Genomic DNA, 17,489 nt, shown 5'->3' with positions numbered 1-17,489 from the left:
TCGGGTGAGGAACGCAGATCTTGAGCAAAAGCAGATCATTGGCCATTGCGGAGGAAAATGCCGCCGCCGCGCGTGCCGAAGAAAAAGCCGCCTTTCTGCTGCGTTTGCGCTCCGGCGGCATTCGCGATCTTGATCTCTTGCGGGCTCTCGAAAAAGTGCCGCGCGAGATGTTCGTGCCGCACCGGTTTGTCGATCTCGCGCGGCGCGATCTTGTTTTACCGATCGGTTGCGGTCAAACTCTGTCCGAGCCTTCGCTGGTTGCGCGGATGATCGCAGCGCTCGGCGTCGGGCCTGACCATCGCGTGCTCGAAATCGGCACGGGCTCCGGCTATGCGACGGCGATCCTCGCTGAATTGGCGGCGCAGGTCAGGTCTGTAGAGCGGTTTCAGACGTTGGCTTTGGCGGCGCGGCTGCGGCTCGAACGCTTGGGCAAACAGAATGCCGAAATCGTCTTCGCCGACGGGCTCGCGCTGCCGGCCTCCGCCGGTCCGTTCGATCGCATCTTGATTCACGCGCGGCTCGATAACCTGCCGCCGTCGCTCGCCGCGCTGTTGTCGGAAGAGGGCCGGATTGTCATGGCGCGCCCTCATGCGCGCCTTCCGCGCCGGCAGATACTGGTCGAGTTGCGTCACGGCAAAGATGGCGAAATGCAAGAGACGGAACTCGGCACGTGCCGTTTGCAGGCCTTGTTGCCCGGCGTGGCCGAGGTTCTTTGAGGCAGGCCGCGTTAACGTCGCATTAAGCTAAAATGCGAGGGAATTAGGTGAAGCGGCGTTCATCTTAAACGCTCCCTTAACTCGCTTGCTTCCTTAATGCGATCCACGATTTTCGTCTGTGGGTTGCGTCATGGCTAGTTTTGCGTCGGCTTTAAGCTCAGGTTTTACGATACGCCTTTTCATGATTGGCGCCTGCGCCGGTCTGCTTGCTGGTTGCGCCGATTCAGATCGCCTTTCCAACCCGTTCTCGGACCCTTTCCGCGGCGATGTTGATCGTACGCCGACGGCGAGCATTTCCGAGCCGACGCAATCCTACGCACCGACGCATCCGGTCGAGTCGCGTCCGCTGACGCCGCCGAGCGGCAGCTATTATTCCCATTCGAGTGCAGCTTACACGGCGCCGTCTTACCAGAGCCAGCATGTGGCTTCGCGCGGTTGGAGCGGCAGTGACACGCAGACGTCACCCGTCCGCCAGAGCGTCGCCGGTTGGACCGCAGAAGGCGGCATGCCGGTGGTCGTTGCCTACGGCGAAAGCGCCGAGATCATCGCGCGCCGCTATGGAATTCCGACCGAGGCTTTGGTTCACACCAACGGCTACGCTTCTGCCGCGCAAATTCGCCCCGGCGCGCATATCGTTATTCCGACCTATAATGCCGGACTCGCGGCATCGAGCGGCGTACGCTTTTCCGCGGCGCGTGACGAACAGCGCCGCGCGCAAGCACGCCTGCATGAAGAGCATCTGCATTTCGTTCGCGGGCCGGACCCGGCGGATACGCGCCGCAGCCGCATCGCGGAGGCCAAAGAACGGGCGCATGAAAAGCTGGTGCTTCGCGAAAAGCATGAAAAGCTGGCGCATATCGCGAAGTCGCATGCGCGCCACGACGCCGAGGCCGATCCAATCGTGCCCGTTCATACTCGGGCGGCCATGCTCGCGCCATCGACGCATTCGGTGGATCGCATGCCCACTGCGACCCTGGAATCCGAGCATGACCAGCAGGCGGCGCTCGCCAATGCTGCGCCGGAATTCCGCTGGCCGGCGCGCGGCCGTATTACCGAAGGATATCGCCGTGGTTCCAACGACGGCATCAATATCGCGCTGCCGGAAGGTACTGCGGTCAAGGCGGCCGAGGCGGGAGTGGTCGTCTATGCCGGCAACGAAGTGCGCGGCTACGGCAACCTTGTTCTGATCCGTCATCCCAATGGCTTCGTGACCGCTTATGCGAATAATGGCGAACTCGACGTCAAGCACGGCGAAGTCGTCCGGCGCGGGCAGATCATTGCCAAGTCGGGCGAGACTGGCAACGCCACATCGCCGCAGCTTCATTTTGAAGTCCGCAAGGGCGCGACGCCGGTCGATCCCACGCAATATCTCGCTGGGCTTTAAGCCGCCGCCACATGATTGCAAAAAAAAGCAGTCCAGAGTTTTCTGGACTGCTTTTTTATTTCTCGTCTCGCGATGACGTTGCGGTTAGTTCGCCGGCTGGCCAGCGTCGGCGTTACGGCGCGGGCGGCCGCGGAAGGCTGGCCGTTTTGTCGGCCGCGCGGCCTGTCCCGGTTTTGCCTGGGGCGCGCCACGATGGTTCGCGCGCTGCGGATGACGTTTCTGCTCGTGCGAGTTCGGCCGTTGCCTCTGGCGATCGGCTGGTTCGGCGCGGTGGACGCCGGGTGTGCGCCGATCCGTGACCGACAGCGTCTGCCGGGTCAGTTTTTCGATCGCCCGCAAAAGATGCTTTTCGCTATCGTCGCAAAGCGAGACGGCGATGCCTTCTGCGCCGGCCCGCGCAGTCCGGCCGATGCGATGGACGTAAGTCTCCGGAACGTCGGGAAGTTCGAAATTCACGACATGCGTGACAGCATCCACATCAATGCCGCGGGCGGCGATGTCGGTCGCGACCAGAACCTTGGTGCGACCGGCGCGAAAGGCGTCGAGCGCGCGCTGGCGTTGCCCTTGGCTCTTGTTGCCGTGGATCGCAGCGGACGGAATGCCTGCAGCTTCGAGATGCTGCGTGACCTTATCGGCGCCGTGCTTCGTGCGGGCGAAGACGATGGTGCGCTGAAACGCCGGCTGCGCCAGCAATTCAACAAGCAGGCTGCGCTTTGCGGCCGCATCGACGAGGTAAACCTCCTGCGCGACGCGCTCGGCAGTTGCCGCCACGGGCGTGACTTTAACCTCGACGGGATCGCGCAAAAAGTCGGCGGCAAGCCCGGCGATTTCCTTCGGCATCGTCGCCGAGAAGAACAGGCTCTGACGCTCCTTTGGCATCCGCGAGATAATTTGGCGGATCGGAATGATAAAGCCGAGATCGAGCATGTGGTCGGCTTCATCGAGCACGACCACCTGGGTCATATCGAGCCGGACGTTGCCGGTTGAGAGATGATCGAGGAGGCGTCCGGGCGTCGCCACCAGAATGTCCACGCCACGGGCGAGGGCCTTGATCTGGCCGACACTGCTCACGCCGCCGACGACCGTCGCGACACTTAAATGGCCAAACCGGCCGTAGGTGCGGAAACTTTCGGTGATTTGCACCGCCAGCTCGCGGGTTGGTGCCAGCACCAGCGCGCGGACACTGCGCGGCGCCGGCCGCTGTTTGTCGTGGAGGAGACGATTGAGGATCGGCAAGGCAAACGCGGCGGTTTTGCCTGTGCCTGTCTGGGCGATGCCCAGCAGATCGCGGCCCTGGAGCAGGGACGGAATGGCCTGCGCCTGGATCGGTGTCGGATGTACGTAGCCCTCCTGCTGGAGGGCGCGAAGCAGCACCTCGGAAAGGCCGAGGTCGGAAAATTGTGTCACTGAATGTCTTTCTTCAAGGCAGACCCCGCGCCGCGTCCAGAAGGACGCACGCGAACTCATACGAGGGTTTGAGACCGCCCCGCGTATCGGGCTGCCGGCTGGATGTGGGGAGGCGCTCAACAGATCGCCGATCTTTTGATCAGCCTACGCGACTGGAGCACATCATGCTGCGATGCAGCGATTCAGGCTTTACAGGTTTTGCCCCGCCGCGTCAACGAAGGGCTCATATCCGCGCAGCAAAGACGAGATAGGCTGCGATCTCGGCAGCTTGCTGCGCGGCGCCGGCGACATCGCCGGTCTGGCCGCCGAGCTGGCGCCGCGCCAGCGCCGTCATGCCATAGGCCGCGGCGGCACTGACCAATAGGCCGCCGAGAACGCGCCAAAGACTGGCGCCGGCCAGTAGCGGCAAAAGGCTGATAATGAAGGTGAGGAGGGCCGCCATCCGTAACGGCGGCTGATCGCTCCGCGCCGAAAATCCTGCACCTTCCGCGCGGGCGGGCGGCAAAAGAGCGAGCGGCATCAGCCCCAGCGTGCGGGAAACAGCGCCTGTCGCAATCAGGATGAGACCGGCCAAAGCGATATTGTGCCGCGCCAGAATCGAAACGCTGAAAATCCGCAGCAAGACGCTTGCGAGCAATGCGAGCGTTCCAAAAGTGCCGATCCGGCTGTCTTTCATAATGACGAGTCGTTGTTCCGGCGTGGCGCCGCCTGTCGAATCGGCGAAATCGGCGAGGCCGTCTTCATGAAAGGCGCCGGTGACGATGATGAGCGCGAAGATCGCAAAAATCGCGGCGATCTGCGACGTCAGCCCGAGTTCCGTGACGAGTAGCAGGACGAGCGCCGCGAGGCTGCCGATCAGCGCACCAGCAAGCGGCAACATTTTCACCCGCGCGGATATTTCGGCCCCATGGGGATTTGATTCGAAGCCGAGCGGTGGGATCGGCAGCCGCGAGTAAAAGCGCAGGCACGCCACGAGATCGGCGGCGAATTCAGTCAGGACTTCGCGGATGTTGGGAAAATTCATCTCCGCAGTTTCAGACGGTGCGTTTGCTTTGTCGAGCGTCCGTTTTCGCTGAATCCACCGCGTTTCCAGCAATTCTGCAAAATACCACCTCACACCGTATCTGACGGTCGTGTATGGTCGAAGAGCAAAGCAGTCTCGCAACAGACGGGAACGCCGCGCCAGAAGCGTCAAAATGAAAACGGCGCTCGATAATATCCAGGGAGAACGTCATGGCTGGGGACATCCAGGCTATCGAAAGCAATCCAAAATTTCAGGAATTGGTATCAGCCAGGCGATCGCTCGGCTGGTCGCTGACTGCGCTGATGATCGTGATCTATTTCGGGTTCATCCTGTTGATCGCGTTCGATCCCAAATTTCTCGGCATGCCGATCGGCAGCGGCGTCATGACAATCGGTATTCCAGTTGGTCTTTTCGTCATAGTCGCCGCGTTTGTTCTCACCGGCATTTATGTCGCGCGCGCCAACGCGACTTACGACGCCTTGACCCAGCAGATCGTCGAGGAGAGCAAGTGATGTCACGCTTGAAGCTTTTCCCGGCGGCCGTGCTGCTTGCCTGCGTCGTACCATCGCTCGCCCTAGCCGATGCCTTGACCGGGCATACGGTCAAACAGCCGACCAATTGGGTCGCAATCGGCATGTTCGTCGTTTTTGTCCTCATCACTCTTGCGATCACGAAATGGGCGGCCAGCAGGGCGCGTTCGCGGGCGCAATTTTATTCGGCCGGCGGGTCCATCACCGGCCTGCAAAATGGTCTGGCCATCGCCGGCGATTTCATGTCGGCAGCGTCATTCCTCGGCATTTCCGGCCTGGTCTACCTCTCGGGTTATGATGGGCTCATTTATTCCGTTGGCTTCCTTGTGGGCTGGCCGATCGTCACGTTTCTGATTGCCGAACCGCTGCGCAATCTCGGCCGTTACACATTCGGCGACGTCGCTTCGTTTCGCTTCGAACAGGCGCCGATCCGCGTGCTCGCGGCCTGCGGCACGCTGGTGACTGTCGCCTTCTACCTGATTGCTCAAATGGTAGGTGCTGGTTCGCTTATCAAATTACTCTTCGGCCTCGATTATTGGGTCGCAGTGGTGATCGTCGGCGTGCTGATGATCGTCTATGTGACCTTCGGCGGCATGGTGGCGACGACGTGGGTGCAGATCATCAAGGCCTTCTTGTTGCTTGCCGGGGCGACGTTCATGGCTTTCATGGTGCTCGCGCATTTCGGCTTCAGCCCTGAGGCGCTCTTTGCCAAGGCCGTCGCGGTACATCCGAAGAAACAGGCGATCATGGCACCGGGGTCTTTTGTGACCAATCCGATCTCGGCCGTATCGCTCGGCATCGCGCTGATGTTCGGGACCGCCGGCCTGCCGCATATCCTCATGCGGTTCTTCACTGTCGCCGACGCCAAAGAGGCGCGCAAGTCGGTATTCTATGCCACCGGCTTCATCGGCTATTTCTACATCCTGACCTTCATTATCGGCTTTGGCGCGATTGCGCTCGTCTCGACCGACCCCGCCTATCTGACCGATCCGGCCAAGGGCATTTTGGCTATCAGGGGCGGCGCGAACATGGCGGCGATTCATCTCGCGGCTGCGGTGGGCGGCAATGTTTTCCTCGGCTTCATCTCGGCGGTGGCTTTCGCCACGATCCTTGCGGTCGTGTCAGGACTGACGTTGTCGGGCGCATCTGCAATCAGCCATGATCTCTATGCGACGGTGATCAAGGCCGGCAATGCGAATGAGAAAGATGAAGTCTGGGTCTCGAAGGTCGCGACAATCGTCCTCGGCATCGTGGCGATCCTGCTCGGGATCGTTTTCGAGAAACAGAATGTTGCCTTCATGGTCGGTCTTGCGTTTGCGATCGCCGCCTCGTGCAACTTCCCGGTGTTGCTCATGTCGCTGCTTTGGCGCGGTATGACGACGCGCGGCGCGGTCATTGGCGGCTTCCTCGGTCTCATCACCGGGCTCATTGGTGTTGTTCTGTCGCCAAGCGTCTGGGTGGAGGTGCTCGGGCACGCGAAAGGCTCGGCGCCGTTTCCTTATACCAATCCGGCGCTGTTCTCGATGACGATCGCATTTATCGGCATCTACGTCTTCTCGAAGCTCGACAACAGCGCAAGAGCGGCCAAGGATAAGGCCGGGTTCGATGCACAATTCGTGCGGGCGCAGACGGGCATTGGCGCAAGCGGCTCGTCAGGGTACTAAAACATTGAAAAAAGAGGGCATTGGACCGTCGTCCACGCCCTCTTTTTGCCATATGCGCTGCCCCGCAGTGTGGCTTTAAAGCCCTAGCGACGGCTGCGGGGGTCGGCCATACTCCACGATCACAATAAGTTTAAACCGGGGGTGCGGAATGCTCAAAAAGATCGCGCTTGCACTTCTCGCGCTCGGCCTTGCCGGATGTGGGCCGCTCGGGCTCCCGTCGCCGTCCGCATCTACATCAGCCTCCACACAGCAGCCGCAACATCTGAATGATTTTTCCGCCATGCGGTGCGGCGACGCGACCGGGCCGACGACAGGCTGCTGACGTGACTATTTAGCGACCGCCGTTTCCGGCAGGTCGGCGTAATCTTCGGCGCGCGTCTCGTCGAGCGCCGTATTTGGCAACAAAGCTGAAAGCACCGCCGCGACCAATACGTTCGCGACGAAAGCTGTGACGCCGTTATAGACGGTGAGATTTGAGCCGAAGATAGCATGTACTGGCACCCAGGCCGCCGGCGTCCAGGCGAGCCACGTGCCAAGCACCATGCCGGTCGCCCAGCCGGCGAGAAGCGCCCAGCCATTGAACCAGCGCGTATAAAGCCCGAAAATGACGGCGGGGAAGACCTGCGCCATCCACATGCCGCCGAGCAATTGCAGATCGAGCGCGAATTTCGTCGGCACGAAGAGGATGAAGGCAAGCGCGCCGACCTTGACGATCAGCGACATCAGCTTGGCGAGCACGGCCTCTTCCTGCGAATTCATCGCAGGATGAATGAACGGCTTCCAGATATTACGCGTGAACGTATTGGCCGCGCCGATCGACATGATTGCGGCGGGAACCAGCGCGCCGATGGCGATTGCGGCGAAGCAGAAGCCGACAAACCAATCGGGAAAGACGGCGAGGATCAGGTGCGGCACGGCATCTTGTGGATTGGTGACATGCACGCCCGCTGCGAGCGCCATATAGCCCATCAGAGCGATCAGCGCGAGCATCACCGAATAGGCGGGAAGTGCCACGGCATTGATGCGGATCGTATTGCCGCTTCGGGCCGAGAGCATCCCGGTCATAGAATGCGGATACATCAGCAGCGCGAGGCCTGAACCAATGGCGAGCGTGATGAAGGGCAACATTTGCTTGGGCGAAAGCAACAGGCCCGCAGCGATCTTGCCGCCGCTGACCGCGGCTTTCTTGGCAAGCGCCGCCCCCGCTGCATCGAAAATCGCGCCATAGCCGCCGAGCTTCATCGGTACAATGACGATTGCGGCAAGCACAAAGATATAGATCATGATGTCTTTGACGAAAGCGATCATGGCCGGCGCGCGCAATCCGCTGCGATAGGTGTAAAGCGCCAGGATGACGAAGGCGATGGTGAGCGGCAGGTGGCTCATGATGCCATGGCCCTGGAAGCCGAGCGCGTCGATGACACGCTCCATGCCGACGAGCTGCAACGCGATATAAGGCATGGTTGCGAATATGCCGGTGAAGGCGACGGCAAGCTCCAGCCAATTATTGCCGTAGCGGCCAAGCACATAATCGGCAGCGGTCATATAATTCTTGCGATGCGCCACCGCCCAAAGCCGGGGGAAGGTCGCGTAGAGCAGGGGATAGATGATGATCGTATAAGGCACGGCGAAAAAGCCGTAGGCGCCGACGGCGTAAACGACCGAGGGCACCGCGATCACGGTATAGGCGGTGTAGATGTCGCCGCCGATCAGGAACCAGGAGATCCAGGCGCCGAACCGGCGTCCGCCGAGGCCCCATTCGTTCAGATCGTTCAGATCGCCGCGTTTCCAATGCGCGGCAACGAAACCCAGAATTGTGACGAGGAGGAAGAAAGCGATGAAAACGCCGGCGGCCATCCAATTCAGATGATCGATCACCGCTTCTCCCCCTTATAGACGAGATACGTCACAAGGCTGGAGGCTGGAATCAGGACAATCAGAAACCAGTAGAAGAACGGAAATCCGAACAGACGCGGCGTAGTGGAATTGTAAAACGGCACCAGCAGCGTCGCTAAAGAGGGCAGACTCAAAAGTAGATATTTCATCTTTCCCCCGTGCGGCGTCGGCAAGTTCTTTCGTTGACGGCAAGACTTACAGAAGCGGGCAATTGCGATCAAGCCGCACGGTCGCTGAGATCAGCGCGCGACGACCTCGACGTCGCGATCGTGCGTCGATTCGACTTTGAAGGTCGCTTGATAGGTCTTGTCGCCGTGCCGGGCGATGGCGACATATTCGCCTTCCGCCAAGACGAGTGAGGGAAAGGCGCCGATCAGTTCGCGGATCACGTCACCGCCGGGTGTGAGAATGGTGAAGGCCGAATTGGCCAAGGCTTCGCCGCCTGGCGCATTGACGAGCTTCAGCGTCATCACGGCGGCGCGGTGGCGCAGCGTCGCGTCGGTCAGCTTGCCGGGCTGAACGCGCAAGTCCGCGTTGACCACCGAGTTCGTCGCATTGGCGATGCCGTTTTGCGCCATCGTGCCAAAGCCGGTTGTGTCGAGCAGCGTCGAGACGATGTGATAATTCCCTTCCGGCAGGCCGATGACATCACCAGCCCGGGCTTTGGAGAGAATGAGTTTGGCCTCCGCATTGTTGTGCTCAGGCACGTAGATCGAAATCGTCAATTTTGCGGGATTGATCGGTTGATCGCCGAGCACTGGCACGATCCGCAGGCCGCCCGCGTTGAGCAGCAGCCGTTCGCTCGTCGGCGCGCCAGCCATCATGACGCGTTGCGTCATGCCCGCGAGGCCCATCGCACAATGGACGATGTAATTACCGTCCGGCAGCGAGAATGAGGGTGAGGCTTCGCTCGATTCCGCGACAAGCCTGTGCGATCCGTCGGCCTCCGTCACTTCGTCGAAGACGCGCCATTTGAGACCCGATGTGACCGGGTGCAGGTCGGTGGCACTGAGCAAGGCCGAGAGCAGCAGAGTATTATGCGGCGTCTGTGCTTCGTTGTCGTGGCGCGGGCCGAGAAGGCCGCCGCGCGGAATCATTGGCGCGATGGCATCGGAATCGTTGTCCTGCGCAGCGGCTTGCCATGAAGCGCTCAGCACGAAAACGAGAGAAAGCACCGCGAGGGCGGGCATGCAGTGGCGAGCAAACCGGATCATCGAGAGAATCTAGCAGGAAATCCGGCTTTGTCATGGCCATCGCTAGGGCGCCGTCGCGTGAAAAGACGTGCGCCGCAAGGCATTCCATGCCATGAGCAGCGCCGAATTTGGATGAAAAAGGCGATAGATTTGAACAATTCCATGATCGAACTTTTGCAGAGGCGCCGCTCGGCGCCGCCTGCCACGATGGCAGGGCGTGCCCCCAGCGCCGAGGAACGCGACCTGCTCCTGACGCTTGCGTCTCGGGTTCCCGACCACGGCAAAATCGTGCCGTTTCGTTTCATTGTGTTCGAGGGCGAAGGCCAGCAAAAGGCCGGCGAGATCGTTGCGAAGGTTTATGCAAAGGCACATCCGGACGCGAGCGCATCCGAACTCGAAAAGGAACGCCGCCGTCTGACGATGGCGCCGCTGGTGATCGGCGTGGTGTCGCGTACCGAACCGGAGCATAAAGTCCCCGAATGGGAGCAAGTGCTCTGCGCGGGCGCGGTTTGCTTCAATCTTGAAGTCGCTGCCAACGCGCTCGGATTTTCGAGCATCTGGCTGACGGAATGGCATAGCTACGACCGCGCCGTATTGAAGCGTTTCGGCATCGGCAAGGACGAGAAGATCGCAGGCTATATTCACATCGGTCATGATTCGGGGCCGCGCGAAGACCGGGCGCGTCCCAAGCTCGCGGATATCGTCACCGAGTTCGAGGGATGAGGGGCCAATCGTGTTCTATACGCCGGAGCACCGCGACCGACATCTGCTGCCGCACGACCCTTTCAAGGCGCTGATCGCGCCGCGGCCCATCGGTTGGGTTTCGACCAAAGGCAAAAGCGGTGCGCTCAATCTCGCACCGTACTCTTTCTTCAATGCGGTTGCGGATCATCCGCCGATTGTGATGCTGTCGTCCCAGGGTTGGAAAGATTCCGCGACGTTCGCCAGCGAGACGCGCGAATTCGTCTGGAACATGGCGACTTACGATCTGCGCGAACCTATGAATCTCTCATCGGCAAATCTGCCGCGTGGTGAGAGCGAATTCGCCTATGCAGGGCTGGAAACCGCACCGTCGCGTTTCGTCGCGCCGCCGCGCGTCGCGCAAAGTCCGGCTGCACTCGAATGTAAGGTCATTGATATTCTACTCTTAAAGGATTTGGACGGGGCGTTGACGGGCAATGTTCTCGTTTTCGGTCAGGTTGTCGGTGTCTATGTCGACGATGCTTTCATCAAAGACGGACGGGTCGATACATCGGCCATGCGGCCGATCGCACGCTGCGGCTATATGGACTACGCCGTGACCGACAAATTGTTCGAGATGCCGCGCCCGCGGCGCGTCTGAAGACTCTATTTGAGATTGGCGCGCGCGCTCGCAATGTCGGCGGGATCGCGCACAAGTATCGCGTCGAAGCCGTCGCGCTTCGCCGCTTTGCCGGCATCGGGTGAATTTGCTACTGCATCGTCCGCGAGAATGGCCGCGACGCCAGCGGCCCTCGCGGCGAGAAGCGTGAGATTACGCGCGAGGTCGAGCGGCGGTGCGCTCAAATCGGCGATCTCCAGCGATGCTGCGAATGCCTGCGCGTCGAAGGCGAGCGCCACGAGCCGCGGGCTTGCGCTCACGAAGCTGCCCAACTGAAAAATAGTGCCGGACGCGGCGACAAGCGCAATAATCTGGGTTGCGCCGTCGGCAAGTCCCAATTCGGCTTCGCGGACGGCGAGCTTGATGCCGAGATGCTGCACATCCGCACCGTTGCAGGTTGGCAGAACGATTCCGTCGGGCGCGGCGCACATTGCGGCATCGAGATCATTGTCGAACGCGCCATTGAGAGCGCCGAGGCAGACGTAGAGCTTCGGATTCGCCGCCCGCTGCTGTGCCGCGCGTAGGGCGTCCGCTCCAATTGGGCCTTTCAGCCAAAGCGCGTCGGCGCCGCTCGCAGCCGCTTTGTCGAGTGTTGCCGGGTCGGACGGAACGAAAAGATGAACGCGCATGTCTCTGCCTTAAGGGTACGTTTACCATGATCGCGGATGGTGAATGAGAGCTTAAGACGCCGCGTTTGCCGCTGCGTGCAGGACATTCCGATGATTGTGCGTCGATTTATGAATTGGGCGCGGACCGCCAGCGCAGTGCAGCGGGCGGAAGCGGCGGCGGCCCTGGCACGCGTCTATCTCATCACCGATCTGGAGCCCTCCGAGCGGGGAGAGGCAGATCTGGCGCTGACCGGTCTGCTCGACGATTCGTCGCCGCTTGTGCGCCGCGCGCTCGCCGAGGCCTTCGCCAGCGCGCCAGATGCCCCGCATCATATCGTTCTCGGCCTCGCCGATGACCAATCGGATATTTCCTCCATCGTGCTCGGCCGGTCGCCGGTTCTGTCCGATTCCGATCTCATCGATTGCGCGGCGATCGGCGATGCGATTGCCCAATCCGCGATTGCGCTGCGTCCCGTCGTTTCGGCGGCCGTTGCGGCTGCAATTGCCGAAGTCGGCGCCCGCGAGGCGCTGATCTCGCTTGCCATCAATCCCGGCGCCGATCTGCCGGCATTTTCGCTGCGCCGGATGGTCGAGCGGTTCGGTTCTGATGCCGAAATGCGCGAAGCCTTGTTGACGCGGCCCGGTCTGCCGACGGCCTTGCGGGCCGACCTCGTCGCCGCCATGGCGGATGCTCTGCGGGCTTTCGTCACCGAACGGGAATGGATGTCTGGCGAGCGCGCGCAGCGTGTGATGCGCGACGCTTGCGAGCAGGCGCGAGTCATCATTGCTGCGACGAGCGAAGAGGGCGATGGTGCTGTCGCGCTCATCGCCCATTTGCGCACCTGTGGACAGCTCACCGCGAGCCTGCTTCTGCGCGCGTTGCTCTCCGGCAATGTCAGCCTGCTTGAAGCGGCGCTTGCCGAACTTTCGGGATTGCCAATCATGCGGGTGAAAGGCCTCGCGCGCGACTGGCGCGGCGCAGGCTTCGCCGCGCTTTACCGCAAGGCGGGAATGCCGGATGCCTTGATGCCAGCCTTCCGTGCGGCGATCGAAGCACTTGGCAATGGCGATATGGGCGACGCGACGGGTGCGAGTCTGTCACGCCAGAGGGTCGAGCGTGTGTTGACGGCATGCAAGGCCGAAAACGCCGGCGAACTCGATTCGCTGCTTGCGGTTCTACGCCGCTTCGCGGCTGAAGCCGCGCGAGATGAAGCCAGACAATTCTCTGCGGCTCTGCCACGCGCGGTGGCGGGCGTCGAGCGTATGGCGCTGCCCGACTTGTCCAGTGCGGACGAACCGCCGCTGCTGCTCGTTGATCAGGACGCGGCCGAAACGATGCCTGTCGGCATCATTATCGATCTCGCGGCCATCGAAGCAGAACTCGCGGCAGCCTAGCTCTCCATCAATTTATGCAGCACGGCGTAATGGATGAGCAGGATCGTCTTGGCATCCTCGATCTCGCCACGCGCGATCATATCCAACGCTTCGTCGAGGCTCGGTTCGACGACATCGATGTCCTCGCCTTCGTCCGCCAATCCGCCGCCCGCCGCGATCCTGTCCTGAGCCGAATAGCGTGCGGTAAAGAAGCTGATTTTCTCGGCATAGACGCCGGGACTCATATAGGCGGAGAAGAGGAATGTCGGCGCGCCGATCCTGACGCCGGTTTCCTCCAGAACTTCCATCACGATGCGCTCCGGCGCCTCTGCACCTTCGAGCTTGCCGGCGCAGGTTTCGAGCAGGCTGTCGCGGCCTTCGACGAGATAGACCGCCGGACGGAATTGCCGCACGAGCAGGATGCAGCGCCGCTCCGGATCGTAAAGCAGTATCGTAGCGCCAGGCCCGGTATCGTAGAATTCGCGCTCAATCTCCTGCGGCTTGCCGTCGAACTGGCGCCGCCAGAAGGTGACGCGTTCGAGCAGACCGAAGCCGCGCGAAACCACTTCACGGCGAAGAATTTTAACCGCGTCGTTCATCTTCAAAGCCGAATTGTTCGCGCAGGATCCGCTCGTCGAGCGAATGGCCGGGATCGTGCAGAATGACGAGGTTCGTCGCATGGTCCATTGCGATTTCGACTTTCACAACTTCCTTGAACTCAAAATGGTCGGCGACGGCGGCGACGGGCCGCTTGACCGCCTCAAGCACGTCGAGCGTCACATGTGCAGAATCAGGCAGCAGCGCACCGCGCCAGCGCCGCGGCCGGAAGGCCGAGATCGGCGTCAGGGCCATCAGAGGCGAATTGAGCGGCAGGATCGGCCCATCGACCGAAAGATTATACGCCGACGAGCCGGCCGGGGTTGCCAACAGCACCCCGTCGGCGATGAGTTCCAGGAGGCGCTCCTTGCCGTCGACCGAAATGCGAATTTTCGACGCTTGATAGGATTGCCGCAGAACCGAGACCTCGTTGATGGCCATCGCAGTCGCGATTTTGCCGTGAATGTCGGTCGCGATCATCGCCAGCGGATGGATGACGGAGGATTCCGCATCGTCGATCCGTTGGATCAAATCGTCTTCGCGGTAATCGTTCATCAGAAAGCCAACCGAGCCTCGGTTCATCCCGTAGATCGGCTTGCCGGTATGCATGAAGCGATGCAGCGTCTGTAGCATGAGCCCATCGCCGCCCAACGCGACGACGACATCCGCCGTCTCCGGATCGCTATCGCCATAAAGCTCGATCAGGCGTAACCGCGCCGCCTCGGCCTCGGGCGTGTTCGCGCTGAGGAAAGCGATGCGCCTCCCGGGTGCGTTGGCGTTCGTGTCGGTCATCATCGGGCTTTCGTCCACCGCATGTTGAACACCGCAGCCGGCTGCCGCCGGTAGCCGCCTGGCTCAATAGGCGGCGTAGCTTTTTTCCTCGATAATCGCGCTTTGCAACAAGGCGTTGATTTCGCGCTTTAATGCCGCACGGCGGTCGTTGGTCTGATAGACCGAACGGGCGAGGGCGATGAATTCCGGGCCGAAGTCTTTGGCGCGCTCGTACTCGCGAATATCGTCCTCGACGTGCCACAATTCCTGATTGGCGGCCTTTAAGGCTGCGGTGAGTTCCGAAAGCTCTTCGCCGGGCGTGATCTGCTCCTGGAGCACGGCACTCAACAGTTCATATTCGCGGCGAATATTGGCGCGTTTGGCCGTTTCGTTGATCTGATCGAGCTTGATCTCGAGAATCGTGATCTTGTCGATCAACTCGCCGGCGGCGATTTCGACGAAAATGGGCATGGGCGGCCCCCCTGCGGACGCGTTTCGCTCTTAAACGCTCCCACGCTCACCCGCAATACGTTGAAATGCAACCCGCCCACCTATAGGAGCGTGTTCCGGAAAAGTTGCATGACTTTTCCGATCAGAACACGCTCCAATATTTTGATTTGGCGCGATTTCTTGTCGGCCAGATGATTCCATCTGGCCGGAAAGCGCGCTAGAAGCGCCTCGCGCCCCGAGACGCGGCTTTGCGTGGATCCTATGCCCGATTTTTTGCTTGAGCTTTTTTCCGAGGAAATTCCCGCCCGCATGCAGGCGCAGGCGGCGGACGACCTGAAAAAGCTCGTCACCGATGCTTTGGCCGCGCAGAATATTTTCGGCGAATCCGCCGGCAGTTTTGTCACGCCGCGCCGTCTCACGCTGCACATCGAGGGTTTGCCGCCGCGCCAGCGCGACACGAAGGACGTCCGCAAAGGCCCGCGCACCGACGCGCCGGCTGCCGCCATCAACGGTTTTCTGAAAAGCGCCGGTCTCACCGATATTGCCGAAGCACAGATCGAGAGCGACCCGAAAAAGGGAGATTTCTACGTCGCGACGATCGAACGGCCGGGCCGAGCGACAGAGGAAGTTCTGGCGGACATTCTACCGCCGATCCTGACCAATTTCCCCTGGCCGAAGTCGATGCGCTGGGGGGCGCAATCGGCGCAGCCGGAGGCGTTCCGCTGGGTGCGGCCTCTCCATTCGATCCTTGCGACGTTCGGGCCGGAGACCGAGGAGCCGGAGGTCGTCGCGTTCTCCATCGCCGGTATTACGGCTGGCAACGTCACGCACGGCCATCGCTTCATGGCGCCCGGCGCGATCCGCGTGCGCCGTTTCAACGATTATGCGACGTCGCTCGAAAAGGCCAAAGTGGTGCTCGATGCGGCACGCCGGCGCGACATCATCTTCCACGACGCGCGCAATCTCGCCCATGCGCAGGGGCTGGAACTGGTCGAAGACACCGGGCTTCTGGATGAGGTGGCCGGGCTCGTCGAATGGCCGGTTGTCCTGATCGGCGCTTTCGATGCGGAATTTCTGGCCCTGCCGCCGGAAGTGATCCGCGCCACGATCCGCGCCAACCAGAAATGTTTCGTTCTGCGCGATGCCGCGACCGGTGCGCTTGCCAATAAATTCGTCCTCGTCGCTAATATCGAGGCGCCGGACGGTGGTGCGGCGATTGCGGCCGGCAATGCCCGAGTCGTGCGGGCGCGGCTATCGGACGCGAAGTTTTTCTACGATACCGATCTTCAAGTAAAACTTGAGGATCGTCTGCCAAAGCTCAAAAATATCGTCTTCCATGCCAAACTCGGTTCGCAGGCCGAGCGGGTCAGAAGGTTGGCCGAACTTGCGCGTTGGCTGGCGCCGCACGTCGGCGCCGACGCCGGTAAAGCCGCTCATGCGGCACGTTTCGCCAAGGCCGATCTCGTCACCGAAATGGTTGGCGAATTCCCCGAGCTGCAGGGCCTGATGGGCCAATATTACGCCCGTGCGCATGGCGAGGCGGCGGACGTCGCGACGGCCATCGGGGAACATTATCGCCCGCAAGGCCCGTCGGATTCGATTCCCGCTGCGCCGGTTTCGATCGCGGTGGCGCTGGCCGACAAGCTCGACACGCTCGTCGGCTTCTTCGCCATCGAAGAGAAGCCAACCGGCAGTAAGGACCCCTATGCACTGCGTCGCGCGGCGCTGGGTATCATCCGCGTCATCCTCGAAAATAATCTGCGGCTGCACATCACAGCAGCGATAGAGGCGACGCGCGAAGGTTACTCAAATCTTAAAAGCGTTCCGAATGATCTTGCATCGAGCGTGCTTGGCTTCTTCGCCGATCGCTTGAAAGTCTATCTGCGCGACAAGGGTGCGCGGCACGATCTGATCGATGCGGTCTTCAGCCTGCCGGAGCAAGATGACCTTTACTTAGTCGTTCGTCGCGTCGAGGCGCTTGGCTTGTTTCTCGAGAGCGACGACGGCAAGAATCTCCTTGCCGGTTATCGCCGCGCCGCCAACATTCTGCGCGCCGAAGAGAAAAAGGCCGGTGCCGGCGAGGCTAAAAGTTACGCCGAAGCTTTCTCTGCCGGAGCACTCGTTCTGCCGGAAGAAAAGGTGCTGGCGAACAGCCTCGGCATCGCCGTTTCTGAGGCCGACCGCGCCATCGCTTCGGAAGATTTTGCCGGCGCCATGCGGGCGCTGTCGCATTTGCGCGCGCCGGTCGATGCGTTTTTCGACAAGGTGACGGTCAATGCCGACGATCCGGCGCTGCGGCTGAACCGGTTGCGGCTGTTGAGCGGTCTCCGCGACGCCGTTCACCGCGTCGCCGACTTCTCCAAAATCTCGGGTTAAGAGACTGCCGGGTAAAGAATTTTCCTGGCAGTCGTCATCCCTATATTTCGCGCCGTTTCGATCCCTCTCGAATCTATATGGCCGCTTCGCCAGATTCCAGGCGCTGCCGGGATTTGTTCTGACGCGTTTTCTTTACGCG

Annotated in this window: 18 protein-coding genes; 9 read left to right on the top strand and 9 right to left on the bottom strand. The window is 61.1% G+C overall.

Going from position 1 to position 17,489, the window contains the following annotated elements; translation table 11 throughout:
* The first annotated feature begins 20 nt into the window (after nucleotides 1–20).
* Both WDN02_RS16435 and WDN02_RS16430 read left to right on the top strand, forming a co-directional pair.
* The gene (locus WDN02_RS16435; RefSeq protein WP_337294509.1) at nucleotides 21–716 is read left to right on the top strand and encodes an rRNA adenine N-6-methyltransferase family protein; all 696 of its coding nucleotides are present in this window, start codon (nucleotides 21–23) and stop codon (nucleotides 714–716) included.
* Between the two features lie 181 nt (nucleotides 717–897).
* Nucleotides 898–2,100 carry a M23 family metallopeptidase gene (locus WDN02_RS16430; protein WP_337294508.1) on the top strand — a complete coding sequence of 401 codons (1,203 nt, stop codon included), beginning with the start codon at nucleotides 898–900 and terminating at the stop codon, nucleotides 2,098–2,100.
* A gap of 84 nt (nucleotides 2,101–2,184) precedes the next feature.
* Here the strand turns inward: WDN02_RS16430 and WDN02_RS16425 are convergent, their stop codons facing one another.
* The gene (locus WDN02_RS16425) at nucleotides 2,185–3,507 is read right to left on the bottom strand and encodes a DEAD/DEAH box helicase (protein WP_337294507.1); all 1,323 of its coding nucleotides are present in this window, start codon (nucleotides 3,505–3,507) and stop codon (nucleotides 2,185–2,187) included.
* Nucleotides 3,508–3,730: 223 nt separating this feature from the next.
* Nucleotides 3,731–4,531 carry an adenosylcobinamide-GDP ribazoletransferase gene (cobS, locus tag WDN02_RS16420; RefSeq protein ID WP_337294506.1) on the bottom strand — a complete coding sequence of 267 codons (801 nt, stop codon included), beginning with the start codon at nucleotides 4,529–4,531 and terminating at the stop codon, nucleotides 3,731–3,733.
* Between the two features lie 209 nt (nucleotides 4,532–4,740).
* Here cobS and WDN02_RS16415 point away from each other — a divergent pair, with 209 nt between their 5' ends.
* The 3 genes from WDN02_RS16415 (at nucleotide 4,741) to WDN02_RS16405 (ending at nucleotide 7,047) form a co-directional block, all read left to right on the top strand.
* Nucleotides 4,741–5,043: a DUF485 domain-containing protein gene (locus tag WDN02_RS16415; RefSeq protein WP_337294505.1), complete on the top strand. Its 303-nt coding sequence runs from the start codon at nucleotides 4,741–4,743 to the stop codon at nucleotides 5,041–5,043.
* A complete protein-coding gene (locus WDN02_RS16410; protein ID WP_337294504.1) occupies nucleotides 5,043–6,725 on the top strand; it encodes a cation acetate symporter in 1,683 nt (560 codons plus the stop codon). The genes WDN02_RS16415 and WDN02_RS16410 overlap by 1 nt, the downstream gene beginning before the upstream one ends.
* A 148-nt stretch (nucleotides 6,726–6,873) precedes the next feature.
* Entirely contained in the window at nucleotides 6,874–7,047 is a 174-nt protein-coding gene (locus WDN02_RS16405; protein ID WP_337294503.1) for a hypothetical protein, read from the top strand.
* A gap of 5 nt (nucleotides 7,048–7,052) precedes the next feature.
* On the opposite strand, the gene WDN02_RS16400 is transcribed toward WDN02_RS16405, so the two are convergent.
* The 3 genes from WDN02_RS16400 to WDN02_RS16390 all read right to left on the bottom strand — a co-directional run bounded on the left by WDN02_RS16400 (nucleotide 7,053) and on the right by WDN02_RS16390 (nucleotide 9,835).
* Nucleotides 7,053–8,603 (bottom strand): sodium:solute symporter family protein, encoded by a 1,551-nt coding sequence (locus WDN02_RS16400; protein ID WP_337294502.1) that lies wholly within the window; start codon nucleotides 8,601–8,603, stop codon nucleotides 7,053–7,055.
* Nucleotides 8,600–8,770 (bottom strand): DUF3311 domain-containing protein, encoded by a 171-nt coding sequence (locus tag WDN02_RS16395; RefSeq protein WP_337294501.1) that lies wholly within the window; start codon nucleotides 8,768–8,770, stop codon nucleotides 8,600–8,602. The genes WDN02_RS16400 and WDN02_RS16395 overlap by 4 nt, the downstream gene beginning before the upstream one ends.
* 90 nt (nucleotides 8,771–8,860) lie before the next feature.
* Nucleotides 8,861–9,835, bottom strand: a complete 975-nt coding sequence (locus WDN02_RS16390) for a hypothetical protein (RefSeq protein ID WP_337294500.1) — start codon at nucleotides 9,833–9,835, stop codon at nucleotides 8,861–8,863.
* Between the two features lie 111 nt (nucleotides 9,836–9,946).
* Between WDN02_RS16390 and WDN02_RS16385 the strand changes: the two genes are divergently transcribed.
* Both WDN02_RS16385 and WDN02_RS16380 read left to right on the top strand, forming a co-directional pair.
* On the top strand, nucleotides 9,947–10,537 hold the full coding sequence (locus WDN02_RS16385) for a nitroreductase (protein ID WP_337294499.1): 591 nt from the start codon (nucleotides 9,947–9,949) through the stop codon (nucleotides 10,535–10,537).
* Nucleotides 10,538–10,547: 10 nt separating this feature from the next.
* On the top strand, nucleotides 10,548–11,156 hold the full coding sequence (locus WDN02_RS16380; protein ID WP_337294498.1) for a flavin reductase family protein: 609 nt from the start codon (nucleotides 10,548–10,550) through the stop codon (nucleotides 11,154–11,156).
* A gap of 5 nt (nucleotides 11,157–11,161) precedes the next feature.
* Here WDN02_RS16380 and WDN02_RS16375 read toward each other — a convergent pair whose 3' ends face one another.
* Nucleotides 11,162–11,803 (bottom strand): aldolase/citrate lyase family protein, encoded by a 642-nt coding sequence (locus tag WDN02_RS16375; RefSeq protein WP_337294497.1) that lies wholly within the window; start codon nucleotides 11,801–11,803, stop codon nucleotides 11,162–11,164.
* A 90-nt stretch (nucleotides 11,804–11,893) separates the two neighbouring features.
* Here WDN02_RS16375 and WDN02_RS16370 point away from each other — a divergent pair, with 90 nt between their 5' ends.
* Nucleotides 11,894–13,177: a DUF2336 domain-containing protein gene (locus WDN02_RS16370; protein WP_337294496.1), complete on the top strand. Its 1,284-nt coding sequence runs from the start codon at nucleotides 11,894–11,896 to the stop codon at nucleotides 13,175–13,177.
* Here the strand turns inward: WDN02_RS16370 and WDN02_RS16365 are convergent.
* The 3 genes from WDN02_RS16365 to WDN02_RS16355 are packed head-to-tail and all read right to left on the bottom strand — an operon-like array spanning nucleotide 13,174 to nucleotide 14,995.
* Entirely contained in the window at nucleotides 13,174–13,755 is a 582-nt protein-coding gene (locus tag WDN02_RS16365) for an NUDIX domain-containing protein (RefSeq protein WP_337294495.1), read from the bottom strand. The two genes, WDN02_RS16370 and WDN02_RS16365, sit on opposite strands and share 4 nt — an antisense overlap.
* On the bottom strand, nucleotides 13,739–14,548 hold the full coding sequence (locus tag WDN02_RS16360) for an NAD kinase (protein ID WP_337294494.1): 810 nt from the start codon (nucleotides 14,546–14,548) through the stop codon (nucleotides 13,739–13,741). The genes WDN02_RS16365 and WDN02_RS16360 overlap by 17 nt, the downstream gene beginning before the upstream one ends.
* 60 nt (nucleotides 14,549–14,608) lie before the next feature.
* On the bottom strand, nucleotides 14,609–14,995 hold the full coding sequence (locus WDN02_RS16355) for a DUF6165 family protein (RefSeq protein WP_337294493.1): 387 nt from the start codon (nucleotides 14,993–14,995) through the stop codon (nucleotides 14,609–14,611).
* Between the two features lie 240 nt (nucleotides 14,996–15,235).
* On the opposite strand from WDN02_RS16355, the gene glyS reads away from it, so the two are divergent.
* Nucleotides 15,236–17,350 carry a glycine--tRNA ligase subunit beta gene (gene glyS / locus WDN02_RS16350; RefSeq protein ID WP_337294492.1) on the top strand — a complete coding sequence of 705 codons (2,115 nt, stop codon included), beginning with the start codon at nucleotides 15,236–15,238 and terminating at the stop codon, nucleotides 17,348–17,350.
* Nucleotides 17,351–17,489: the final 139 nt, after the last annotated feature.

The sequence above is a fragment of the Methylovirgula sp. genome (assembly GCF_037200945.1).
Lineage (GTDB): Bacteria > Pseudomonadota > Alphaproteobacteria > Rhizobiales > Beijerinckiaceae > Methylovirgula.
This window is presented reverse-complemented; position numbering and strand designations above follow the sequence as displayed.